The organism is Cupriavidus sp. CER-90 (genome assembly GCF_057652055.1).
Genome location: NZ_JBYGYM010000001.1, coordinates 1,227,651 through 1,248,427 on the forward strand (window position 1 = coordinate 1,227,651; position 20,777 = coordinate 1,248,427).

The window sequence follows — 20,777 nt, forward strand, 5'->3', positions numbered from 1 at the left end:
TGCACGTAGGAATTACATGGCGCCAGCGGGCATGGCAGACACAATGCCGCCAGGGATATGCACGGGAATACCGCGCAGGGGACGAATGTAGCGCTTGCCGCACGTTGCTTGGGCGGAAAGGCGCAGGAAGCGTGCCACCGGCCGCGCGGGGACAGCGGCGAGGGGAGATTGCAGGGGATTCGCCGGAAGTATCGGCGTGGATCTGCGGGCCCGGGACAGGCCGTGGCGCTCAGCGGTAGCTGACGGTCACCTCGTTGCTGCGGCCCTGGAGCATTGGCGTGAGTCCGCCCTGGCCCGGTACGCGATAGGCAAAGACAAAGCCCTTGGTGGCATCGTCGCCGACGAAGGCGTCGGTCTTGCCCTCGGCGCCCGCCAGCAGCACGCAACGGTCGGCATTGCACAGGTATGCCTGCAGGTCGACGGGCGGGGTGCGCGTGAAGCTGTAGCGCCAGCGCACCGAAGTAATGCGGCCCATGGCCTGCGGCATCGTGGCCAACGGCACCACGGGCGAAGACAGCGCACGCTGGCCCTTGTTCGTGATCTGCGGCCCCACTGACGATGCCGTCCACGCAAAGCGCGAGCCGGTCAGTTCATAGGTGGCCTTCGTAAAGACCGGCGCATAGGTCTGCGCGTGGGCCGCCGCCGGGCCCATCGCGCACACCACCGCCAGGACCAGGGCGCGCCGCATCACAGCATCCCGCGCAACTGGGTGCGCAGGCGTCCGATGGCCTGGCTGCGGATCTGGCACACGCGCGATTCGGTCACTTCCAGCACCGCGCCGATTTCGCGCAGGTTCAGTTCCTGGTCGTAGCACAGCGACAGCACCAGCTTTTCGCGCTCGGGCAGTTTGTCGATGGCGCGGATCAGCGCCTCGCGCATGCCCGATTCCATCAGCACGGTCAGCGGATTGCCGTCGTCGGTGACGCCCAGGTGGCGATCGAGGAAGTCCTCCTCGCCCGAGCGTTCGAAGTCTTCATAGTGCAGCAGCTGGCAGCCATAGACCTCGTTCAGCAGCTCCTGGTATTCCTCGAGCGGCATCTCCAGTTCCTTGGCCACCTCGGAATCGATCGGCGTGCGGCCAAGCTTCTGTTCCAGCTGGCGCTGCGTGCGCTCGATCTTGCGCGTGAACTGACGCAGGCTGCGCGATTGCCAGTCGTTGGCACGCACCTCGTCGAGCATGGCGCCGCGAATGCGCTGGCTTGCGTAGGTCTCGAACCGGGCGCCATGGTTGTCTTCATACCGTTTGGCGGCGTCGAGAAGGCCGATCATGCCGGCCTGTATCAGGTCGTCGATCTGTACGCTGGCGGGCAGCTTGGCCGCCAGCTGCAGCGCGATGCGCCGCACCAGTGGCGCGTGTGACTTGACCACGTCGGCCTGCTCGAGCTTTCCCTGAATCGTATACATGGTGGAACTCTCGTTAAATGCTTACTGTTTGTGCCAGCGCCGGAGAGGCTGAAAATCGGCGGCTGGCAGGCTGAGTTTCCGGTCTTGTCGAGACTTCTTGTTCTTCGCGTTCATGCGGCAACGGCCGAGGCCATTCCCAGCGGCGATGCTTCGTGGCGCAACGGCCATGCGCCGATACCGCTGGCGATGTGCCGCAATGCACCGGTGGCCGCAGCGGCGGGATACGCCTCCACCACGCACCGCCCAAGCTGGAGCGCACGCGCCACCAGCGGGTCCATCGGCAGGTACCCTGCCAGGCTGGCCTCCACGCCCAGGTACTGGCTCGCCGTGCGGGCCAGGTTGCGCGCGAGCGCCGTGACCGTCCCCTCGGCGGCCGCCAGATTGACGACCAGCTGGAATTGACGGCATGCGTATTCGTGATGCAGCCGCTTGATGCAGGCATAGGCGGCAGTGATCGACGTGGCCTCGGGGCGCATGACGATCACGAAGTTGTGGGCCATGCCCGCCAGTGGCGACAGTGCGCCGGTGATGTCGCGGCGCGTGTCGATCAGCATCGAGCGCACGTCAGTCAGTCGCGCCGCCAGCCCGCGCTCGTCGGGACGAACGGTCATCGCGCCCGCCTGCAGCACGGCAATGCCGCTGGCCCCGCGCGTGCCGGCCGCGGCGGCCAGCGGCGCCCGGCCCTCGAGCACATCGGCCAGCGTGGCCGCCGGCGCGGCGCCGGCAAGCCGCATCGCCCGGGCGCCGTACATGTCTTCGTCCGCCAGCAGCACGCGCTCGCCCTGCATCGACAGCGCATTGGCCAGGCCCAGCGCCACCGTGGTGGTGCCGACGCCCTGTTCCGCCCCTACCACGGCGATTCGCCGCGTCACGCGCGGTGCCAGCAGGCGGCGCAGGCTTTCGGCCTGATCGGTGGCCATCGTGTTCAATGCTTACTCCCCGGCGGCCGCAAGCTGCGGCGTGGCGTCGATGGGATCCAGCGCGTCCATGGCTGCCATGGCGTGCATGGCCGACGCGGCCGGCTCCGGCGCGTCGGCCATCGGCGGTACAGGCGCCGCCATGCCGCGACCCGGATAGTTTTCAAGCACGTCGAGCAGTGCCAGCAAGCGGCCCATGCCTTCGTTGAGCACGGCACCCGGCACCGGCGCATTGACGCGTGCCGAAGCCCGGCCGGCCAGGCGGGACAGAAATGCCGGTGCCGTCGCCGTGGGCGTGTGTTGCAGGCGCAGCGCGGTCAGGCCCAGCTGCACCGCCACCATGCCGGCGCACAGCGACGCGTCGGCATCGCCTTCCTGCGCGAAGTGCTCGATGGCGTGGCGCAGCGTGCGGAACTGTTCTTCGGCGGCAACCGTCCAGTGCGACCAGCGTGCGACTTGCGCGGCATCGCCGGCCAGCGCGGGATCGCACAGCACATATTCGACGGCCAGTGTGTCGCCGGTTTCGTGGTCGATCATGCGCGACACCACCAGGCAGGCCTCGATGCCGGCCTCGGCGGCGTTGCCACGGCCACGCGCGGCGGTGCGCACCTGGCCTTCGGGAATGCGGACCGGGCAGTGCGCCAGCCAGTGCGCGGCGGCGCGGTCGCGGCAGGTCACATCGCCCACGGCATGGAACGTCAGCGTGTCGGCAACGGTGTCGAGCTTGTTGGCCAGGCCCTCTGCGATCACCCGCGTGGTCTTGCGCGTGCCGGCGATCCAGCGTTCGCCCAGCTGCTGCCAGCGGGCCAGCGTGGCCGGGCTCGGCAGTGACGTATTCAGGTTGACCACGGTCCGGGCGGCGGCCAGCGTGGCCCGCACGGTGGCAGCTTCGGCATCGGCCTCGGCTTCGGCCAGCGACTGACGGGCGCGGCCCGCCGGCACTACGGTGCTGGCCAGCGGCATGCCGTCACGGTCGGCCAGCCACAGCGTGTGCTGCATCATCTGCGGCGCGCGGCGGCCCTGCACGGTCTGCGCCACGCTCTGCGTGACGGCCAGCACATAGCGATCGCACGCACGGCTGGCGTCGCGGCACATGGCCAGGCGCACTTGCTGCACCATCGGGCGCAGCGCCGACACACCGGCCGAGCGATGCTGCCAGAGCTGGCGGGCCACGTCGAAGCCGTACTGGGCCGCGTTAAGTTCGTCGACGCACACCCCCACCGCGTTGGCGCTGTCGGTCAGCGAGCGCAGCATGTCGTCCGCGCCACTACGTTCGGCCTTGACCGGCGCGGCGGCTTCGGCGCTGCCCGCCTGGCGGCGCGCCACGTCCGCGTCATTGAACAGCGAGCCACGGCGCGGCGTCAGGAACGCGCGCTCGACCAGCGCGCCGGCCTGTGCCAGTTCCAGGTGTTCCGGCACGCGCTGGCCGGTGGACGCATAGAACACGGGCAGGCGATGGCGGATCACCACGTCCAGCACCGATCCCAGGTGCGTGGCTTCGTCGAGCTTGCTGATGATGCAGCCGTCGATGCCGCCGGCGGCGCCCGCGGCGTCGTTGCGATAGGCGTGTACCACCTCGTTGAGCGTGTCGCCGTGGGCCGCGCCGTTGAGCAGCAGCACGCGCTGCATCGGCGCCTGCACGCCAGCCAGCATGCCGATCTGGTCCGACAGGCTCCGGTCGCGCTGGCTCATGCCGACGGTGTCGATGATGACCAGATGCTTGTCCTTCATGGCCGACAGCGCAAAGCGCAGATCGGCGGCGTCCTTTACCGCGTGCACGGGCACGCCAAGGATGTCGCCGTAGATCCGCAACTGCTCATGGGCGCCGATCCGGAAACGGTCCGTCGTCAGCAGCGCCAGGCTTTGCGGGCCGTGGCGCAGCACAAAGCGCGCGGCCAGCTTGGCGGTGGTGGTGGTCTTGCCCACACCGGTCGGGCCGATCAGCGCCAGCACGCCGCCCTGGGCGAACAGCGAATCCTCGTCGGTCAGCACCGGCACCTTGCTGGCCAGCTCCTGGCGGATCCAGGCCATGGCCGCCGGGCGATCGGTGCCGACTGGCAGGCGCGACAGCAACGTGCGCGACAGCTGGCCCGAAAAGCCAGCATTGACCATCCACTCGAACAGCGATTCACGCAGCGGGTCGCCGGCTGCCACGCCGTTCGTACCCTGCGACAGTCCAGCGAACTGGCGTTCCAGCATCGACCGCATCGACGCCAGCTCACCGCGCAGGTCGCCCAGCATCGCCTGTTCCTGGCCGATGCCGGCGGGCAAGGCCGATGGCGCGGACGGTGCGGGGATCGCGCCCAGCGACAGGAACGGCTCGGGGCTGGCCGGATGCAGGTCATGCAGCGACTGGAGCATCGGCAGCTCGGACGGCGACGACAGCGAAGGCGGCAGCGCCGGCGCGGAGGGCTGGTACATCTGCGCGCCAGCACTCACGGCGCCCAGGTCCGCGTCGCGCATCGCCACGATTTCGACGCCGCCCTCGATGGAGCGGTTGGAGAGCACCACGGCGTCGGGCCCCATGGCCTCGCGCACCTTTCGCATCGCTTCGCGGCCGTTGGCCGCCACAAACTTTGCCACGCTCATTGTTCAGTCCTCACGCTGCGCCGCCGATCATGGCGGTGATGCGAATGTTGCGGTTGTCCGGTACTTCGGCGTGCGACAGCACCTTCAGCTGCGGCAGCGTGCGGCGCAGGAAGCGCGCCATCAGCGGCCGCATCGGGGGCGGCACCAGCAGCACCGGATCCAGACCCAGCTGTTCCTGGCGTACCACGGCGCCCTGTGCCTGCTGCAGCAGCGCATCGGCCAGGCCCGGCTCGATGCCGCCGCCATTGGCCAGCGCCTGCGTCAGCACACGCTCGAGGCCGGCGTCCAGGCCAATCACCTGCATGTCGGCGTTGTTGGGGAACAGCTGCTGCGTGATCGCGCGGCCCAGCGACACGCGCACCAGCGTGGTCAGCTCGGCCGGATCGTTGATCTTCGGGGCGTTGTCGGCCACCACATCCAGGATGGTGCGCATGTCGCGGATGGCCACACCTTCGTCCAGCAGGTTCTGCAGCACCTTCTGCAGGCCGGTCAGCGAGATGGTCTTCGGCACCAGGTCCTCGGTCAGCTTCGGGGCTTCCTTGGTGATGCGGTCCAGCAGCGCCTGCACTTCCTGGCGTCCCAGCAGTTCCGATGCATGCATCTGGATCAGGTGGTTCAGGTGCGTGGCCACCACGGTGCTGGCATCCACCACCGTGTAGCCGTAGGCCTGCGCCTGTTCCTTGAGCGCGGCATCGATCCACACGGCCGGCAGGCCGAAGGCGGGGTCGCGCGTGGCGGCGCCCGGCAGCGTGCCGCTGACCTGGCCCGGGTTGATGGCCATCCACTGACCCGGATTGGCCTCGCCACTGCCGATCTCCACGCCCTTGAGCGTGATGCGGTAGGCGTTCGGTTTCAGTTCGAGGTTGTCGCGGATATGCACCACCGGCACCAGGAAGCCGATGTCCTGCGCCATCTTCTTGCGGATGCTCTTGATGCGGCCCAGCAGTTCGCCGTTCTGCGCGCGATCCACCAGCGTGATCAGGCGGTAGCCCACTTCCATGCCCAGCGGATCGACCATCGTCACGTCTTCCCACGTGGCTTCGGCCACTTCGGCCTGCACGGCCGGGCTGCGCTCTTCCTGGGCCTTGGTCTCGGTGGCCTTGACCGCGCGGCGCATCTGATAACGGCCGAACCAGATCAGGCCGCCGGCGAGCAGCAGGAAGGCAAAGTGCGGCATGCCCGGGATCAGGCCCATCGTGCCGATGATGGCGGCGGTGATGAACATCACGCGCGGGTTCGAGAACAGCTGGCCGGTCAGCTGCTGGCCGACGTCCTGCTCGTTCGACACGCGCGACACGATCACACCGGCGGCCGTGGAGATGACCAGCGCCGGGATCTGCGCCACCAGGCCGTCACCGATCGTCAGCAGCGTGTAGTTGTGAACCGCGGTGCCGAAGTCCAGGTCGTGCTGCACCATGCCCACGACCATGCCGGCCGCCACGTTGATGAACATGATCAGCAGGCCGGCGATGGCATCGCCACGCACGAACTTCGACGCACCGTCCATGGCACCGTAGAAGTCCGATTCCTGGGCCACTTCGGCGCGGCGCTTGCGGGCGCCTTCCTCGTTGATCAGGCCGGCGTTCAGGTCGGCGTCGATGGCCATCTGCTTGCCGGGCATGGCATCGAGCATGAAGCGCGCGCCAACTTCGGCGATACGGCCCGCACCCTTGGTAATCACCATGAAGTTGATCACGACCAGGATCGCGAACACCACGATACCGACCGCGAAGTTGCCCCCCACCAGGAAGTGGCCGAAGGCCTCGATCACCTTGCCGGCGGCATCGGGGCCGGTATGGCCTTCGAGCAGCACCACGCGGGTGGACGCCACGTTCAGCGACAGGCGCAGCAGCGTGGAAAACAGCAGCACGGCCGGGAAGGCGGCAAAGTCCAGCGGGCGCTGGGTGTACATGCCCACCAGCAGCACCATGATCGACAGCGCGATGTTGAAGGTGAACAGCAGGTCCAGGATAAACGCCGGCAGCGGCAGGATCATCATGCCGAGGATCATGACGATCAGCAGCGGGCCAGCCAGCGCCTTCATCTGGGCGCCACCCCGCAGTGCGGGCATGTTGAAAAGGTTGGTCAGTGCGTTCATGCGCGGCTTTCCGGTACGGCAAGTTCATCCGGCACGAGCAGTTCGGTCGGCGAATCGGGCTGCGGACCGTAGCTGTAGTGCCAGTTCTTCAATTGATAAACCCAGGCCAGGACCTCGGCCACGGCGGTATACAGGCCCGCAGGGATTTCGTGGCCCAGTTCCACGTGACGGTGCAGCGCCCGCGCCAGCGGCGGGGCGGACAGTACCGGCACGCGATGCTCGTTGGCCAGCTCGCGAATGCGAGCAGCCACTTCGTCGGCGCCCTTTGCCACGACGCGCGGCGCGTTCCAGCGCGCGCCTTCGTCGTATTTCAGTGCCACGGCGAAGTGAGTGGGGTTGGTCACCACCACGTCGGCCTTGGGCACCTCGGACATCATCCGGCGCCGCGCAATGGCCCGCTGCTGCTGGCGGATGCGGGCCTTGATGTGCGGATCGCCATCGGTTTCCTTCATCTCCTGCTTGACCTCTTCCTTGGTCATGCGGAGCTTCTTGTAAAACGTCCAGAGTTGCCACGGCGTGTCGAGTGCCGCCACCAGCAGCAGCGACCCGGCCACCATGCCGCACACGTACAGCACCATCTCCATCATGTGCAGGAGCGCCTCGTGGACCGGCGCATTCATCAGCGCGATGGCTTCGGGCAGCATGTGCCAGACCATCCATGCGCCCACGCAGCCCACCAGCAGCGACTTGGCGATGGCCTTGATCAGTTCCACGAGCGTGTGCGACGAGAACATGCGGCCCAGGCCCTGCAACGGCGACAGGCGCGAAAAATCGGGCGAGAACGACTTGGTCGAAAAGCTCCATCCCCCCAGCGCCAGCGGAGCGATCAGGGCCGCCACGCCAAACATCAGCAGCAGCGGAAAAAACGCCAGCAGGCTGTCCCAGATCGCCATGCCGAACTGCGACAGCATGCGATTGGTGTCGAAGGCCGTGGCCGGCTCGAAGGCCAGCGTGGCCTGCATGACCGAATTGAGCTTGCGGCCCAGCGTGCCGCCCATGACGTACAGGCCCAGCACGCCCGTCATCAGCATCACGAACGTGCCGAGCTCGCGCGAACGCACCACCTGCCCCTCCTCGCGCGCCTTTTCAAGGCGCCGGGGTGAGGCGGGTTCGGTTTTCTCGAGATCGCTTTCCTCGGACATGAATGCTCCAGTGCAAAGCGCGCGGGCGGCACTTCGTCACCGAGGATTATCAAATCCCGAGGGGCAAGGCATTGGGGGGAAAAGGCGGGGAAACAGGTGCCTGTTTCAGGAATGAGGGGGGCAGCGGAAATAACGGCCCGGGCGATGGCGATCTTTAGGGCCGGAACGCCAAATTGTGCCGATCTCGCCCGGTTCGGACGGGATCGGCCCCGATGATGTCACAGATCGCGCGTGTCACCCATGCCTGGCGGCGGCGCCGACGGCGCTGTGCCTGTATACATACAGCTCTCACCTTCCGACCCCGCTCGCCCAGCCGGCCGGCAATTGCTTAGCGGACCTTGTTGCCGGGGGTAGGCAGGCCGTCATTCCCAAACATTGAGGATGTTAAGTGCTCTAACAGCCACATATAGTGGCTAATTATTTGGAGTGTTCAAGGCAGCCCAGAAGGTCGCGGGCAAATACTCGGCATAGCGGTGTCGCAGCCAGGCCAATCCCTCGTCGCGCGTGACCGTATGGTTCAGTTTGGCGCGAAAAGCCTCAAGCCGAACCCGAGAGGCGTTCAGAATGCCCGCCCAGGTAGCCAGCCCGATTCGCAAGGTTGGATCTTCGTGAAAGCAGCCGAACGCGCCCGTCGGATGTCGCAAGGTCCGCGCGGCGGCGGGAGTCAGTTCATTTGACACTGCCAGGAAAGTCCAGTGGGTATGCCGGGTGTCGAACCGCTCGTCGGATGCCACGGCCATGGCGTAGCTTTCGATCTGCGCTTTTGCCGCAAGATCTAACTTCTTCATCGGACGCTTGAGCTCGACAACGAGGAACTCCCGGCTCGCGCTTGCGTACGAGGGTATTTCTCGGCCGAGCACGAAATCGATGAAGCCCTTCCGTCCATCGTCCCGGACCACGGTCTGCTGATACCAGCCCTTGCCCATGTCCAGCTTCTTGACATGCTTGCGCAGTACCGTGCTCAGGCTCTCGCCGTCACTCGTGAGCCGGAACTCTTCCCCGAACACCCAGGTTTCATTGGCCAACATGCGATGAAGCTCGCCGCGCTCCTTGAAGCCGCGTTTGCTCCCAATATCGAATAACAGTTCCTCCAGCCCTGTGAGAAAGCGAAGGCGCTCCGTCACCATCGTGCTGCACTCGATCACCGAAGATAGCGACGTCAGCTCAAGCAGCCCCTGCAGTTCCTCCGCCTTGTCCGCCGGCAGCCTCAGGACTTCCGTCAGCAGATACCGCAGGGTCGACGGGCTGTCTTCGAGCGTGGCCTTGAGCATGCCCAGGGTAAAGCGCCGGTCTTGCTGACTGCCCGAGCGAAAGACTTCCAGATGCTCGTGGATGCCCAGTGCGCAGATGTCAAACCGCTCGCGGCGCGCCACCTCGATGGCGTCCTCGGCAATGCCCTCGAATGGATAGACGCCCTCGTTCTTCCAGAGCTGGATCAGTGCGCCGGCATCTTCCGCCCGCTGGCGACGGTGCCGCGCCTGCAGCGATTCCCGCGCCGACCTGACCACACGCTGCAGGGCCGGGTCGATGCGTTCATCCAGCGCCGGCGCAGTGTCGATACCAGCGATCGGCATCCGGACTGTCGTGGAACCGAGATTCCGCATTTCCATCGTGACCTCCTTCGCTTGAACACGCGAAGAAGGCTAACACCGCATCACCCCCGGCGGCGCCTTTGGACACACGTTGTGACACCGTTTCAGATTCGTCTCAATCCAGTCTGCCGGGCTCGACTTCGATGCCGAGCTGGCCGGCCATTTCCACCACCAGCGCCTGCAGGCGCGCCACCTTGTCTTCGAGCGCGCGATGGCTGATGCGCAGGGCCTCGAATTCCGATGGCGATGCCGTGGCTTCCACGCCGCCGCGCGGCGCCGCCGCGGCGGGCTCCGGCATGGCGACTTCACCACAGAGCAGGTGCATCCAGCGGCTTTCGCGCTCGCCGGGTGCGCGGGGCAGCTTCACGACAAGCGCGGGCGAGCGTTCGACCAGCTCGTCCAGAAAGGCCTCTACCGAGGAAATGTCCGCGAAGGCATGCAGCCGTGCCGAATTCAGGCGCAGTTCGGCAGCCGTTTGCGGACCGCGCAGTATCAGCGTGGACAGCAGCGCCGCCGACTGGCTCGGCACGCCCAGCACCTTGCCCAGGTTCTGTTCGAAGCGCGGCACGCGGCTGCTGCTGCCCTCGAAGACCAGGCTCAACGACTTCAGGCCATCGATCGCGGTCAGGATCTCGGCCTCCGTCACGCTCATCACAGGCGAGCGCGCGGTCTTCTGGTTGCAGCCGGACGCCAGCGCGTTCAGCGACAGCGGGTAAGTGTCGGGCACGGTGTACTGCTTTTCCAGCAATACGGCTACCACGCGCGCCTCGAGCGGTGTGAGCGTGCGCAAGGCGGGACGCGAGGGAGTGTCGGGGGTCTGGTCCATGGATGACATCGGCAGGTTGGGGGGCCCGAGGGGCCAAGGCGCCCATTGAAGCGCAAGGGCGGCGGCGATGCAACCTCCCAGGGCAAGCCGTGCCCGCAAGTCCCCAGGGCTGCCCGCATGGCTCTGACGTGCCGCAAGGCTGGCCGATCATCGCTGAATTCGTGGGCCGCCTGCATGACATCCCCGCCTTCGCGGGACGCACTGCCGCCGCCGCGCACAGCATAAGAAACCGCGAAATCATTCGTTGGTACGCGACGGGGGCAGGCGTACGGTCTGGATTTCCGCCATCCATTTCGTACGCACGCATGTCCAGCTCCCGCCGCCAGTTCCTGCACGCCGCCAGCGCCGGCACCTTGTCCGCCCTGCTGCCCGCTGCCGCGCGGGCCCAATCCCGCCCGGTGTTGAAGGCCGGCGACCAGAAGGGCGGCCTGCGCGCGCTGCTGGAGTCGGCCGACGCGCTCAAGGGGCTGGCCTATGACATCCAGTGGACCGAATTCCCGGCTGCGGCTCCGCTGGCGGAGGCGCTCAATGCAGGCGCCGTGGACAGCGGGCCCATCGGCGATGCGCCCGCCATCTTCGCGCTGGCCGCCGGTACGCGCATCCGTCTGATTGGCGCCAACCGTTCCGACCCCTATGGCACCGCCGTACTGGTGCGGCCCGATTCGCCGCTGAAGAGCGCGGCCGACCTCAAGGGCAAGCGCATCGGCACCAATCGCGGATCGATTGGCCATTTCGTCGCGCTCAAGGCGCTGGCATCGGCCGGCCTGAAAGCCGAGGATGCCGATTTCCGCTTCCTCCCGCCCGCCGACGCCAAGCTGGCCCTGACCAACGGCTCGGTCGATGCGTGGTCCACGTGGGAGCCCTATACGGCCATGGCCGAAACCAGCGGCCATGCGCGCGTGCTGGTGAGCGGACGGGGGCTGTGGTCGGGCCTGAGCTATCTTGCGGCAACCGACGCCGCGCTGGCCAGCAAGCGGGCCGTGCTGGCCGACTTCCTGCAACGCGTGGTGCGCGCGCAGGTCTGGTCCTATCAGCACGTGCCCGAGTACTCGGCCACGCTGGCGCGCATCATCGGCATTCCGCCCGAGGCGGCGCGGCTGCAGTTCGAGCGCCGCCGCACCCAGTGGCAGCCCATCGACGCGGATCTGGTGGCCATCCAGCAGCAGACCGCCGACTTCTACCTGAAGGCGGGGCTGCTCAAGCAGCGGCTGGACGTGGCCACCACGTTCGATCGCGGTTTCGCGCTCAGCGCGTAGCCGCCGGCCTGGCGGGCCGCTTTGCCAGCAGCGGCTCGCCGACGCCGTCCACTCCCACCAGGCCCAGCACCGTGGTCAGGCCCCATTGCGCGCCTTCATGGGCATTGGTGGGGTCGAACCACTCGTCGCGCGAATGCGATCCACCCGACTTGCCGCCGCTGCCGATGATGATGGCCGGAATGCCCAGCGCCATCGGCACGTTGGCGTCGGTGCTGCCGCCGCGCAGTGACGGCGCTTCCTTGCCGTGCGCCTTGATCACGCGCACGGCCGACTGCACGATCACCGAGTCGGTAGGCGTGATGCCGGCGGGCCGGTCGCCGATCATGCGGGCCTGGTAGGTGATTTCCTGCCCCTTGGCCGGCTTCCAGCGCGCGTTCTCGTCCGCCACGCCGGCGGCGATGGCGTCCATGATGTGCTTCTCGGTTTCCAGCAGCGACGGCGTGCCGTTCGAGCGGATATCGATCGCCATGCGCGCGTCGCCGGCAATCGCGTTCACCGACGTACCGCCCCCGACCGTGCCCACTGTGAACGTGGTCTTGGGGTCGGCCGGTGTTTGCACGTCACCGATCTTGCCGATGGCGCGGCCCATCGCATGGATCGCGCTGGGCAGGCCGAAGGCCCCGAAGCTGTGGCCGCCCGGGCCCTTGAACGTCACTTCATAACGATGGCTGCCGGTGCCCTGCGTCAGCACGCGTTCTCCGGTACCGGGCTCGATGCCGACCATGCCGTCGATCTCGGGGTGATCGCGGAACACCGCCTTCATGCCGCGCAGGTTGCCCAGTTCCTCTTCGCCGACGTTGCCGACGAACACCAGGTCGCCCACGGTACGTACCTTGTTTTCATTGAGCACCTTGAGCCATGACAGCAGCACGGCCAGGCCGCGCGTGTCGTCGCCGATGCCCGGGGCGTACAGCTTGCCGTCACGCGACTTCACCGTGACGTCGGTGCCTTCCGGAAAGACGGTATCGAGGTGGGCGGAAATCAGCAGCCGGGGGCCGTTGCCGGTGCCCTTGCGGATGCCGATGGCGTTGCCTTCGGCATCGATATGCGCATCGGCCAGGCCCAGCGCCTTGAGCCGCGACACGAAATACTCGGCGCGCGCCTTTTCCTTGAAGGGCGGCGCCGGGATCTCGGTCATGGTCTTGAGCTCCGCCAGCGCCCGCGCGTCGTCGGCGCGCACGTCGGCCATCAGCTTCTGGTAAAGCGGCGCGGCTTCGAGCCGGGCATAGGCACTGTCAACGTGGGGGGAAACCTGCGGGACGGTCAGCGTCTGACCTTGGGCGATGCCGGCGAATGCGGAAACTGCGGCGGCAACGGAGACTGCAACAACGGTACGGCGAGCATGCATGGGGGCGATCCTCTGGCAGTAGGAAACCGTGGTTGCCCACGATTGTGCCAGCGAATGCGCCGCCATGTGACGAAAAACGCGCGTACGGCGCATCGTCGCGACAAGCCCGGGACGCACCGGCGGGATGGCCGGCGCGTCCCGTTTGCCGGGCTCAGAAGCCCAGGCTGGCCAGCAGGTCGTCCACCTGCGACTGGTCCGACACCACGTCGGTCTTGCCTTCGGGGTTGATCTGCGGACCGTTCATGAGCGTGGGGGGCGCTTCAACGCGCCGCTCGGCCGGCACGTTATCGATCAGCACCTGCAGCAGTTCCTGCTCCAGGGTGCGGATCATGTCCATCATCTTCTTGATCACCTGGCCGGTCAGGTCCTGGAAGTCCTGGGCCATCATGATTTCAAGCAGATGGCTGCCGGTCGCCTTGGCCTTTTGCGGAACGTCGGTCAGGAATTCACGTGTGTCCAGCACCAGTGCGCGGGCGTCGCCCAGCTCCACCGGTTGCGCGAACCACTCGTCCCAACGCTTGTCCAGCGCGGTGGCCTTGCTTTCCAGATCTTCCTGCAGCGGCTGCGCCAGTTCGACGGCGGTGAGCGTGCGCTCGGCCGCCTGCTCGGTCATGGCGGCGATGTAGCTCAGGCGGTCGCGTGCATCGGGAATGGCCAGGGCGGCCTTCTCGATTTCCTTGTCGAGCCCCAGCTCCCGCATGTTGTCGCGCAGCATTCGCGTCAGGTTGCCGATGCGATGGATGATCTGCTCGGCCGATTCTTGGCTGAAAGTCGGAGTCGTCGACATGTCGCGTACCTCTTCTTATTGAGCCAGCTTCTCGAAGATCTTCGTGATCTTTTCGTCCAGCGTCGCGGCGGTGAACGGCTTGACCACATAACCATTGGCACCAGCCTGCGCGGCGGCAATGATGTTCTCCTTCTTGGCCTCGGCCGTCACCATCAGCACCGGCGTCTTGGCGATCTCGGGAATCGCACGGATCGACTGCAGCATGGTCAGGCCGTCCATGTTCGGCATGTTCCAGTCCGACACCACGAACTGGAAGCTGCCGTCCTTGACTTTTTCCAGGCCGGCGGCGCCGTCTTCGGCTTCCTCGACGTTGGTGAACCCCAGCTCCTTGAGCAGGTTGCGAATGATCCGACGCATGGTCGGGAAGTCATCGACCACGAGGATCTTGATGTTCTTGTCCACTTTACGGCTCCAATACGGTTACGGATGACACGGCCATCCGGTTGTTGTTGCTAATCCGACCTCTCGCGCGCGCGATCCAGGACTACACGCGCTGTGCCCGTGCGCCAAACGTGGCCAGGTGCGCCATGACGCGCTGGCTCATCTGGTTCAGGGGCACGACTTCATGCACGCCGCCGGTGGCGATAGCCTCCTTCGGCATGCCAAACACGATGCAGGACTGTTCGTCCTGCGCCAGGTTGTACGATCCGGCCTCGCGCATGCGCAGCATGCCGCGGGCGCCGTCCTTGCCCATGCCGGTCAGGATCACGCCCGTCACGTTCTTGCCGCCGTGGATCGCGGCGGAATCGAACAGCACGTCCACCGACGGACGATGCCGGTTCACCGGTGCCTCTTGCGACAGGTGCGCCACGTAGTTGGCACCGCTGCGCGCCAGCAGCAAGTGGGAGTCTCCCGGTGCGATATACGCATAGCCGGGCAGCACGCGTTCGCCGTGCTCCGCTTCCTTGACCGTGATGCGGCACAGTCCGTTCAGGCGCTGCGCGAACGACTTGGTGAAGCCGGCCGGCATGTGCTGCACGATCATGACTGCCGGCGAATCGGGCGGCAGCGGCATCAGGAATTCCTTGATGGCCTCGGTACCGCCGGTCGATGCGCCGACGATGATCAGTTTTTCGGTCGACAGCAGCGGTGCGCGCAGCATCGGCGCAGCGGGCGCGCTGCCCGCGGGCGCCTCGGACCGGGCGCGCACGCGCGCCCGCGACGCCGCGCGCAGCTTGTCGGCGATCGTGTCGGTGTATTCGATCAGGCCCTCGCGGATACCAAGCTTGGGCTTGGTCACGAAATCGACCGCGCCCAGTTCCAGCGCGCGCATCGTGATTTCCGACCCGCGTTCGGTCAGCGACGACACCATCAGCACCGGCATCGGGCGCAGGCGCATCAGGCGTTCCAGAAAGTCGAGCCCGTCCATCCGTGGCATTTCCACGTCCAGCGTCAGCACGTCCGGGTTCAGGCGCTTGATCATGTCACGCGCCACCAGCGGGTCGGGGGCGGTACCCACCACCTCCATGTCCGGCTGGCTGTTGATGATCTCCGTCATCAGGCTGCGAATCAGCGCGGAATCATCCACGCACAGCACCTTGATCTTCGCGGCGGTCATGTTCGTCTCTACGTCTTCAGTTTTCAGGTCGGCGACTTGGCCGATGCCTGCCGCGTAAACAAAGCCACGGCACCACGGGCGGGCGCCTTTGTGGATGTGGACAGCGCGCGTGCCAGGGCACGCTCGTCGCGCTCCACGCCAACGGTATCGTCCGAGCGGGTCAGCCGGCGCACCAGCGCCAGACCCGTTCCCGGAAAATAGCTGACGCGTCGCGCGTGCGGCCCGCGCAGGTCCTGCGCGGCCACCCGTATCTCTTCGGTGCGCAGGTACTTCAGTACGAAATCGGCATTCCGGTCCCCAATATTGAGGGTCGTCATGTTCGCCAGTACCGCGCCGCCGCCAAATACCTTGGCTTCCAGGCGCTCGCGCCGGGCGCCCATCTTCAGCAGTTCATTGATCAGCACTTCCAGCGCGTAGCAGCCGTAGCGCATCGACGCCGACAGCATGCGGTCGGGGCCGGCGTTTTCGTCATCGGGCAGCATGAAATGGTTCATGCCGCCCACGCCGGCCACTTCGTCGCGGATGCATGCGGCCACGCACGATCCCAGCACCGTGGTCAGCACCACGTCATCGCCGGTCACGTAGTATTCGTTGGGCAGCAGCTTGATGGCCTGCTTGCCGAATTCGCGATCGAAGTACTTTCGCGTGGCAATGGCCTCGGGCATCTGGGGCGTGCCGCGCATCATGCGCCTCCGCCTTTGCCCGCCAGTTCATACACGGTCTGCCCGCGCAGCTGGAACGCGCGCGTGACATACGAGAAGTTTTCCGAATGGCCGGCAAACAGCAGGCCGTTCGGCTTGAGCAATGGCGCAAACCGCTCCAGGATGCGGCCCTGGGTCGGCTTGTCGAAATAGATCATCACGTTGCGGCAGAAGATCGCGTCAAACTTGTCGCGAATGCCCCAGTCCGGCGCCAGCAGGTTCAGCGGCTCGAACGTGATGGTCGATGCCAGCTCCGGCTTGACCTTGACCGACCCCGCGCGCGCGCCCGTGCCCTTCAGGAAGAAACGCTTGAGCTGCTCCGGCTGCAGCCGGGACACCTGCTCGGTCGTATAGACGCCGGCGCGGGCCTTGGCCAGCACCTGGGTGTCGATGTCGGTGGCCAGCACGGTCCCGGCGCGGTCGCCCAGCGCCTCGGCCAGCGTGATGGCGATCGAATACGGCTCCTCGCCGGTCGACGCCGCCGCGCACCAGACGCTGTAGGGCCGGCCCGTCTTCCTGGCGTGCTCGGCCAGCAGCGGGAAGTGGTGCGCCTCACGGAAGAACGACGTGAGGTTGGTGGTCAGCGCGTTGGTGAAGTATTCCCACTCGTCGGACCGGTCGTCCGACTCGAGCAGTTCCAGGTAAGTGCCGAAGTCGCTGAGCTGCAGCGAGCGCAGCCGCCGCGCCAGACGGCTGTACACCATCTCGCGCTTGTGGCTGCCCAGCGAGATGCCGGCGCGCTTGTGGATCAGCGCGCGCACCTTCTCGAAGTCGCGCTCGGTCAGCAGGAAGTCACGCATGTCGTCGCGCAGGGGCGCCAGCACCGGCGTCGCCGTGCTGGCGGCCGCGCCTGGCTTCCCGGTGGCGCTGGAGGAAGAACGGAGCGGCGTCATGAGTGTATGTCGTCAGGGTTGCCGATGATCGGCGGTACAGGCAGTTGGGGGCGATCCGGCGCGCGCTCAGGCGAACTCGGCTTCGATCAGTTCCATCTCGGCGCTGGTCATCATGCGCTCGATGTCGATCAGGATCAGCATCCGGCCTTCCACCGAACCGAGGCCGGTCAGGTGCTCGTTGGATACCGATACGCCGAATTCCGGCGCGGCCTTGATGTCGTCGCCGGTCAGCGTGAGCACGTCCGACACGCCATCGACGACGATGCCGACCACACGCCCCGCCACGTTCAGGATGATCACCACGGTCTGGTGGTCATAACGCACGTTGGCGAGGTTGAACTTCAGGCGCAGATCCACGATCGGCACGATCACGCCGCGCAGGTTCGTCACACCCTTGATGAAGTCGGGTGCGTTGGCGATGCGGGTTACCGTCTCGTAGCTGCGGATTTCCTGCACCTTCAGGATGTCGATGCCATATTCCTCGGTGCCCAGCGTGAAGACCAGGTATTCCTGGCCAGAGGCTTCGCTGCCCTGGGTATCGATGTGTCCGATGCCGGCCATGTCCGTTCTCCTTGCTGTCGATTACAGTGCCACCGCCATGTCCTGGCGGCGCACGCCGGTGCGCTGCAGCGCGGCCACGTCTACGATCAGCGCGACGCTGCCGTCGCCCAGGATCGTCGCGGCCGAAATGCACGGCACCTTGCGGTAGTTGGTTTCGAGGTTCTTCAGTACCACCTGGTGCTGGCCGATCAGCTGGTCCACCAGCAGCGCGAAGCGCTTGCCTTCGGCGGCCAGGATCACGGCGATGCCCTGCGTGGGCTCCTGCACCGCGTTGGCCACGTTGAAGACCTTGTGCAGTTCCAGCAGCGGCAGGTATTCGCCGCGCACGTTCATCACGCGCTCGCCGTTGGCCGCGGTGTGCACGTCGTCGGCCTTCGGCTGCAGCGACTCCATCACGCAGTTCAGCGGCAGGATGAACGTCTCTTCGCCGGTGCGCACCGACATGCCGTCCAGGATGGCCAGCGTCAGCGGCAGCACGATGCGCGTGGTGGTCCCCAGGCCCTGGCGCGAGCTGATCTCGACATGCCCGCCCATTTCCTGGATGTTCCGCTTGACCACGTCCATGCCCACGCCACGTCCCGACACGTCGGTCACCACCTCGGCGGTGGAGAAGCCCGGCGCGAAGATCAGCTGCCAGACCTCGTCGTCGGGCATGCTTTCGGACACGCCCGGCAGGTTGTTCTGCAGGGCCTTGGACAGGATGCGCTCGCGGTTCAGGCCACCACCGTCGTCGCTCACTTCGATGACGATGTTGCCGCCGGCGTGCTGTGCCGACAGGATCAGCTGGCCGGTCGGTTCCTTGCCTGCCGCCACGCGCTTCTCGGGCGTTTCGATACCGTGGTCGAGGCTGTTGCGCACCAGGTGCGTCAGCGGGTCGATGATCCGTTCGATCAGGCTCTTGTCCAGTTCGGTCGCCTTGCCGAACGTGACCAGGTCGATCTGCTTGTTCAGCTTGCTGGCCAGGTCGCGCACCAGACGCGGGAAGCGCGAGAACACGTAGTCCATCGGCATCATGCGGATCGACATCACCGCTTCCTGCAGGTCGCGCGCGTTGCGCTCCAGCTGGCCCATGCCCGAGAACAGGCGGTCGAACAGTACGGGGTCGAGCGACGACGCGGTCTGCGCCAGCATCGATTGCGTGATGACCAGTTCGCCCACGAGGTTGATGATCTGGTCGACCTTTTCGGTCGGCACGCGGATCGAACCCGAATCGGGGCCATGCGCGGCGGCGGCTGCCGCAGGCTTGGCCTTCTCCTTTTCCTTGTCCTTGGCTGCCGGGGCGGCGGCCGGGGCAGCGGCCGCCGGGGCCGGCGCGGCTACGGGCGCAGGCGCCGGTGCGGGCGCGGCGGCGGCCGGGGCCTCGCCGGCTGCCACGGCTTCCACGACGATCTGCTTCTCGTCGATCACGAAGCAGCAGACCGCGATGATGTCGTCGGTGCCGCACTGGCTGTTCAGCCAGATGGTCAGGTCGCCATCGGCCTCTTCCTGGCCGGTGATCTCGCCCAGGTTGGCCAGTTCCTCGCGCAGCAGCGCCTGGTCCGCGGCCGATACCTTGATCAGGCGAACCTTCAGGTTGCCGCCGGCCGGTGCGGCGGCCGGTGCGGGGGCTGCCACGGGCGCGGGTGCGGGGGCCGGAGCGTGGGCCGCTTCGCCGCCGGCTTCCTGGGCCAGCTGCTGCAGGACGGCGCAGATGCGCTTGAACGTTTCCGGATCGGGTTCGGTGCCGTTGCGATAGGCATTGAGCTGGTCTTGCAACACGTCCTTGGTTTCCAGAAAGGTGTCGATGATGACCCGCGTGAGGGCCAGTTCCCGCCGACGCGTGCGGTCGAGCAGGTTCTCAAAGATGTGCGTGGTTTCGGTCAGAGCCGTGAAGCCGAACGTCGCGGCACCGCCCTTGATCGAATGCGCGGCACGAAAGATCGCGTTGAGCGCTTCGGCATCGGGGGACTCGATGTCCACCTCCAGCAGCAGCTGCTCCATTTCTACGAGCAGTTCCTCTGCCTCTTCGAAGAAGGTCTGGTAAAACTGCGTGATATCGATATCGACAGACATGATCGTCCTGGCTCGCTAGATTTCCTGGGAAGACACGCCACCCACCGCGGCGGCGCGCCCTCGTTCCTACTTGCCCTTGGGCGCGTTGGCGGGGCCTGCCGCGGGGGCCGGGGCGGCTTCCGCCTGCGCCGGCACCTGCGACTGCAGCTCTTCGGCCATGCGTCCCTTCTGGGCCTGCACCGAAACATCCGCCGCGCTGGCGTTTTCGGACTCGAACTGGGCCTGCGCGCGCTTGTTGAGCACCACAATGCTGATGCGACGGTTGGTCGGCGCCAGCGGTTCGTTCTTCTCCAGCGGCATGGTGTCGGCCAGGCCCAGCACGCGCAGCACCTTGCCTTCCTGCATGCCACCGGCGATCAGTTCCTGGCGCGACGCGTTGGCGCGGTCCGCCGACAGTTCCCAGTTGCTGTATGCGCGCTCGCCCATCATGTAGGTGGCCGAGTCGGTATGGCCCGACAGGCTGACCTTGTTCGGCATCTCGTTGAGCACCGGGCCGATTTCGCGCAGGATGGCACGCATGTACGGCTCCACGGCGGCGCTGCCGGTACGGAACATCGGCCGGTTCTGCGTATCCAGGATCTGGATGCGCAGGCCCTCGCTGGTGATGTCCAGCAGCAGCTGCGGGCGGAACTGGCGCAGCGTGGGGTTGTTGTCGATGATCTGTTCCAGACGGCCCTTGAGCGCGCGCAGGCGCTCGCTGTCCATCTGGTCGCGGCGGCGCTGGGCGTCGGCCGGATCGTTGGTCAGGGCCTTCATGACCTCGCCGTCCTTGGCCATCGGGTCCTTGCCGCCGCCGGGGATGACACTCTTCGACATGCTGCTCTTGTCGCCGCCGACCACCGCCACCTTCAGCGGCGTCTTGAAGTATTCGGCCACGCCGACGAGCGTTTTCGGGGAAGACGAGCTCAGCAGCCACAGCACCAGGAACAGCGCCATCATGGCCGTCATGAAGTCGGCGTAGGCGATCTTCCAGCTGTGGTTGCCGTGCGGCTTGGCGTGCGACTTCGCCTTCTTGATGATGATCGGACGCAGGTCCTGGGCGCTGCTCATGGC

18 protein-coding genes are annotated in these 20,777 nt (G+C 66.5%); 1 reads left to right on the forward strand and 17 read right to left on the reverse strand.

The window, feature by feature from the left end:
• Window positions 1-229: 229 nt before the first annotated feature.
• The 8 genes from AC24R4_RS05565 to AC24R4_RS05600 all read right to left on the reverse strand — a co-directional run bounded on the left by AC24R4_RS05565 (window position 230) and on the right by AC24R4_RS05600 (window position 10,568).
• Entirely contained in the window at window positions 230-688 is a 459-nt protein-coding gene (locus AC24R4_RS05565) for a flagellar protein FlhE (protein WP_400394026.1), read from the reverse strand.
• Window positions 688-1,404: an RNA polymerase sigma factor FliA gene (locus tag AC24R4_RS05570; protein WP_092598868.1), complete on the reverse strand. Its 717-nt coding sequence runs from the start codon at window positions 1,402-1,404 to the stop codon at window positions 688-690. The genes AC24R4_RS05565 and AC24R4_RS05570 overlap by 1 nt, the downstream gene beginning before the upstream one ends.
• Window positions 1,405-1,514: 110 nt before the next feature.
• Window positions 1,515-2,324 carry a MinD/ParA family ATP-binding protein gene (locus tag AC24R4_RS05575; RefSeq protein WP_400394027.1) on the reverse strand — a complete coding sequence of 270 codons (810 nt, stop codon included), beginning with the start codon at window positions 2,322-2,324 and terminating at the stop codon, window positions 1,515-1,517.
• 12 nt (window positions 2,325-2,336) lie between these two features.
• Complete coding sequence (flhF, locus tag AC24R4_RS05580) at window positions 2,337-4,910, reverse strand: flagellar biosynthesis GTPase FlhF (protein ID WP_487522466.1); 2,574 nt, start codon at window positions 4,908-4,910, stop codon at window positions 2,337-2,339.
• 10 nt (window positions 4,911-4,920) lie between these two features.
• Window positions 4,921-7,008, reverse strand: a complete 2,088-nt coding sequence (flhA, locus tag AC24R4_RS05585; protein WP_153950071.1) for a flagellar biosynthesis protein FlhA — start codon at window positions 7,006-7,008, stop codon at window positions 4,921-4,923.
• On the reverse strand, window positions 7,005-8,150 hold the full coding sequence (gene flhB / locus AC24R4_RS05590; protein WP_400395853.1) for a flagellar biosynthesis protein FlhB: 1,146 nt from the start codon (window positions 8,148-8,150) through the stop codon (window positions 7,005-7,007). The genes flhA and flhB overlap by 4 nt, the downstream gene beginning before the upstream one ends.
• 413 nt (window positions 8,151-8,563) lie before the next feature.
• Entirely contained in the window at window positions 8,564-9,760 is a 1,197-nt protein-coding gene (locus AC24R4_RS05595; RefSeq protein WP_487522467.1) for a hypothetical protein, read from the reverse strand.
• A gap of 97 nt (window positions 9,761-9,857) precedes the next feature.
• Window positions 9,858-10,568, reverse strand: a complete 711-nt coding sequence (locus tag AC24R4_RS05600; RefSeq protein WP_487522468.1) for a YceH family protein — start codon at window positions 10,566-10,568, stop codon at window positions 9,858-9,860.
• A 305-nt stretch (window positions 10,569-10,873) separates the two neighbouring features.
• On the opposite strand from AC24R4_RS05600, the gene AC24R4_RS05605 reads away from it, so the two are divergent.
• Window positions 10,874-11,824: an ABC transporter substrate-binding protein gene (locus AC24R4_RS05605; protein ID WP_487522470.1), complete on the forward strand. Its 951-nt coding sequence runs from the start codon at window positions 10,874-10,876 to the stop codon at window positions 11,822-11,824.
• On the opposite strand, the gene AC24R4_RS05610 is transcribed toward AC24R4_RS05605, so the two are convergent.
• The 9 genes from AC24R4_RS05610 to motB form a co-directional block, all read right to left on the reverse strand.
• The gene (locus AC24R4_RS05610; RefSeq protein WP_487522471.1) at window positions 11,814-13,172 is read right to left on the reverse strand and encodes a M20/M25/M40 family metallo-hydrolase; all 1,359 of its coding nucleotides are present in this window, start codon (window positions 13,170-13,172) and stop codon (window positions 11,814-11,816) included. The two genes, AC24R4_RS05605 and AC24R4_RS05610, sit on opposite strands and share 11 nt — an antisense overlap.
• 151 nt (window positions 13,173-13,323) lie before the next feature.
• Complete coding sequence (cheZ, locus tag AC24R4_RS05615; protein WP_029051668.1) at window positions 13,324-13,959, reverse strand: protein phosphatase CheZ; 636 nt, start codon at window positions 13,957-13,959, stop codon at window positions 13,324-13,326.
• Window positions 13,960-13,974: 15 nt separating this feature from the next.
• Window positions 13,975-14,361: a chemotaxis response regulator CheY gene (gene cheY, locus AC24R4_RS05620; protein ID WP_029051667.1), complete on the reverse strand. Its 387-nt coding sequence runs from the start codon at window positions 14,359-14,361 to the stop codon at window positions 13,975-13,977.
• An 82-nt stretch (window positions 14,362-14,443) separates the two neighbouring features.
• Entirely contained in the window at window positions 14,444-15,517 is a 1,074-nt protein-coding gene (locus AC24R4_RS05625; RefSeq protein ID WP_153949792.1) for a protein-glutamate methylesterase/protein-glutamine glutaminase, read from the reverse strand.
• Window positions 15,518-15,540: 23 nt separating this feature from the next.
• Entirely contained in the window at window positions 15,541-16,203 is a 663-nt protein-coding gene (gene cheD / locus AC24R4_RS05630; protein ID WP_400393362.1) for a chemoreceptor glutamine deamidase CheD, read from the reverse strand.
• Window positions 16,200-17,111, reverse strand: a complete 912-nt coding sequence (locus tag AC24R4_RS05635) for a CheR family methyltransferase (protein WP_400393364.1) — start codon at window positions 17,109-17,111, stop codon at window positions 16,200-16,202. The genes cheD and AC24R4_RS05635 overlap by 4 nt, the downstream gene beginning before the upstream one ends.
• Before the next feature lie 66 nt (window positions 17,112-17,177).
• A complete protein-coding gene (locus AC24R4_RS05640) occupies window positions 17,178-17,672 on the reverse strand; it encodes a chemotaxis protein CheW (protein WP_029051730.1) in 495 nt (164 codons plus the stop codon).
• Between the two features lie 21 nt (window positions 17,673-17,693).
• Complete coding sequence (gene cheA, locus AC24R4_RS05645) at window positions 17,694-19,724, reverse strand: chemotaxis protein CheA (RefSeq protein ID WP_400393366.1); 2,031 nt, start codon at window positions 19,722-19,724, stop codon at window positions 17,694-17,696.
• 66 nt (window positions 19,725-19,790) lie between these two features.
• Window positions 19,791-20,774, reverse strand: a complete 984-nt coding sequence (gene motB, locus AC24R4_RS05650; RefSeq protein WP_400393368.1) for a flagellar motor protein MotB — start codon at window positions 20,772-20,774, stop codon at window positions 19,791-19,793.
• Window positions 20,775-20,777 lie beyond the last annotated feature (3 nt).

Excerpts from the sequence above, each read along its gene's own strand:
- AC24R4_RS05600 (WP_487522468.1), bottom strand. The coding sequence starts at position 10,568 with ATGGACCAGACCCCCGACACTCCCTCGCGTCCCGCCTTGCGCACGCTC.
- AC24R4_RS05565 (WP_400394026.1), bottom strand. The coding sequence starts at position 688 with ATGCGGCGCGCCCTGGTCCTGGCGGTGGTGTGCGCGATGGGCCCGGCG.
- flhB (WP_400395853.1), bottom strand. The coding sequence starts at position 8,150 with ATGTCCGAGGAAAGCGATCTCGAGAAAACCGAACCCGCCTCACCCCGG.
- cheZ (WP_029051668.1), bottom strand. The coding sequence starts at position 13,959 with ATGTCGACGACTCCGACTTTCAGCCAAGAATCGGCCGAGCAGATCATC.
- cheD (WP_400393362.1), bottom strand. The coding sequence starts at position 16,203 with ATGATGCGCGGCACGCCCCAGATGCCCGAGGCCATTGCCACGCGAAAG.
- AC24R4_RS05625 (WP_153949792.1), bottom strand. The coding sequence starts at position 15,517 with ATGACCGCCGCGAAGATCAAGGTGCTGTGCGTGGATGATTCCGCGCTG.
- flhA (WP_153950071.1), bottom strand. The coding sequence starts at position 7,008 with ATGAACGCACTGACCAACCTTTTCAACATGCCCGCACTGCGGGGTGGC.
- AC24R4_RS05575 (WP_400394027.1), bottom strand. The coding sequence starts at position 2,324 with ATGGCCACCGATCAGGCCGAAAGCCTGCGCCGCCTGCTGGCACCGCGC.
- AC24R4_RS05610 (WP_487522471.1), bottom strand. The coding sequence starts at position 13,172 with ATGCATGCTCGCCGTACCGTTGTTGCAGTCTCCGTTGCCGCCGCAGTT.
- motB (WP_400393368.1), bottom strand. The coding sequence starts at position 20,774 with ATGAGCAGCGCCCAGGACCTGCGTCCGATCATCATCAAGAAGGCGAAG.
- cheA (WP_400393366.1), bottom strand. The coding sequence starts at position 19,724 with ATGTCTGTCGATATCGATATCACGCAGTTTTACCAGACCTTCTTCGAA.
- AC24R4_RS05640 (WP_029051730.1), bottom strand. The coding sequence starts at position 17,672 with ATGGCCGGCATCGGACACATCGATACCCAGGGCAGCGAAGCCTCTGGC.
- AC24R4_RS05635 (WP_400393364.1), bottom strand. The coding sequence starts at position 17,111 with ATGACGCCGCTCCGTTCTTCCTCCAGCGCCACCGGGAAGCCAGGCGCG.
- AC24R4_RS05570 (WP_092598868.1), bottom strand. The coding sequence starts at position 1,404 with ATGTATACGATTCAGGGAAAGCTCGAGCAGGCCGACGTGGTCAAGTCA.
- flhF (WP_487522466.1), bottom strand. The coding sequence starts at position 4,910 with ATGAGCGTGGCAAAGTTTGTGGCGGCCAACGGCCGCGAAGCGATGCGA.
- AC24R4_RS05605 (WP_487522470.1), top strand. The coding sequence starts at position 10,874 with ATGTCCAGCTCCCGCCGCCAGTTCCTGCACGCCGCCAGCGCCGGCACC.
- AC24R4_RS05595 (WP_487522467.1), bottom strand. The coding sequence starts at position 9,760 with ATGGAAATGCGGAATCTCGGTTCCACGACAGTCCGGATGCCGATCGCT.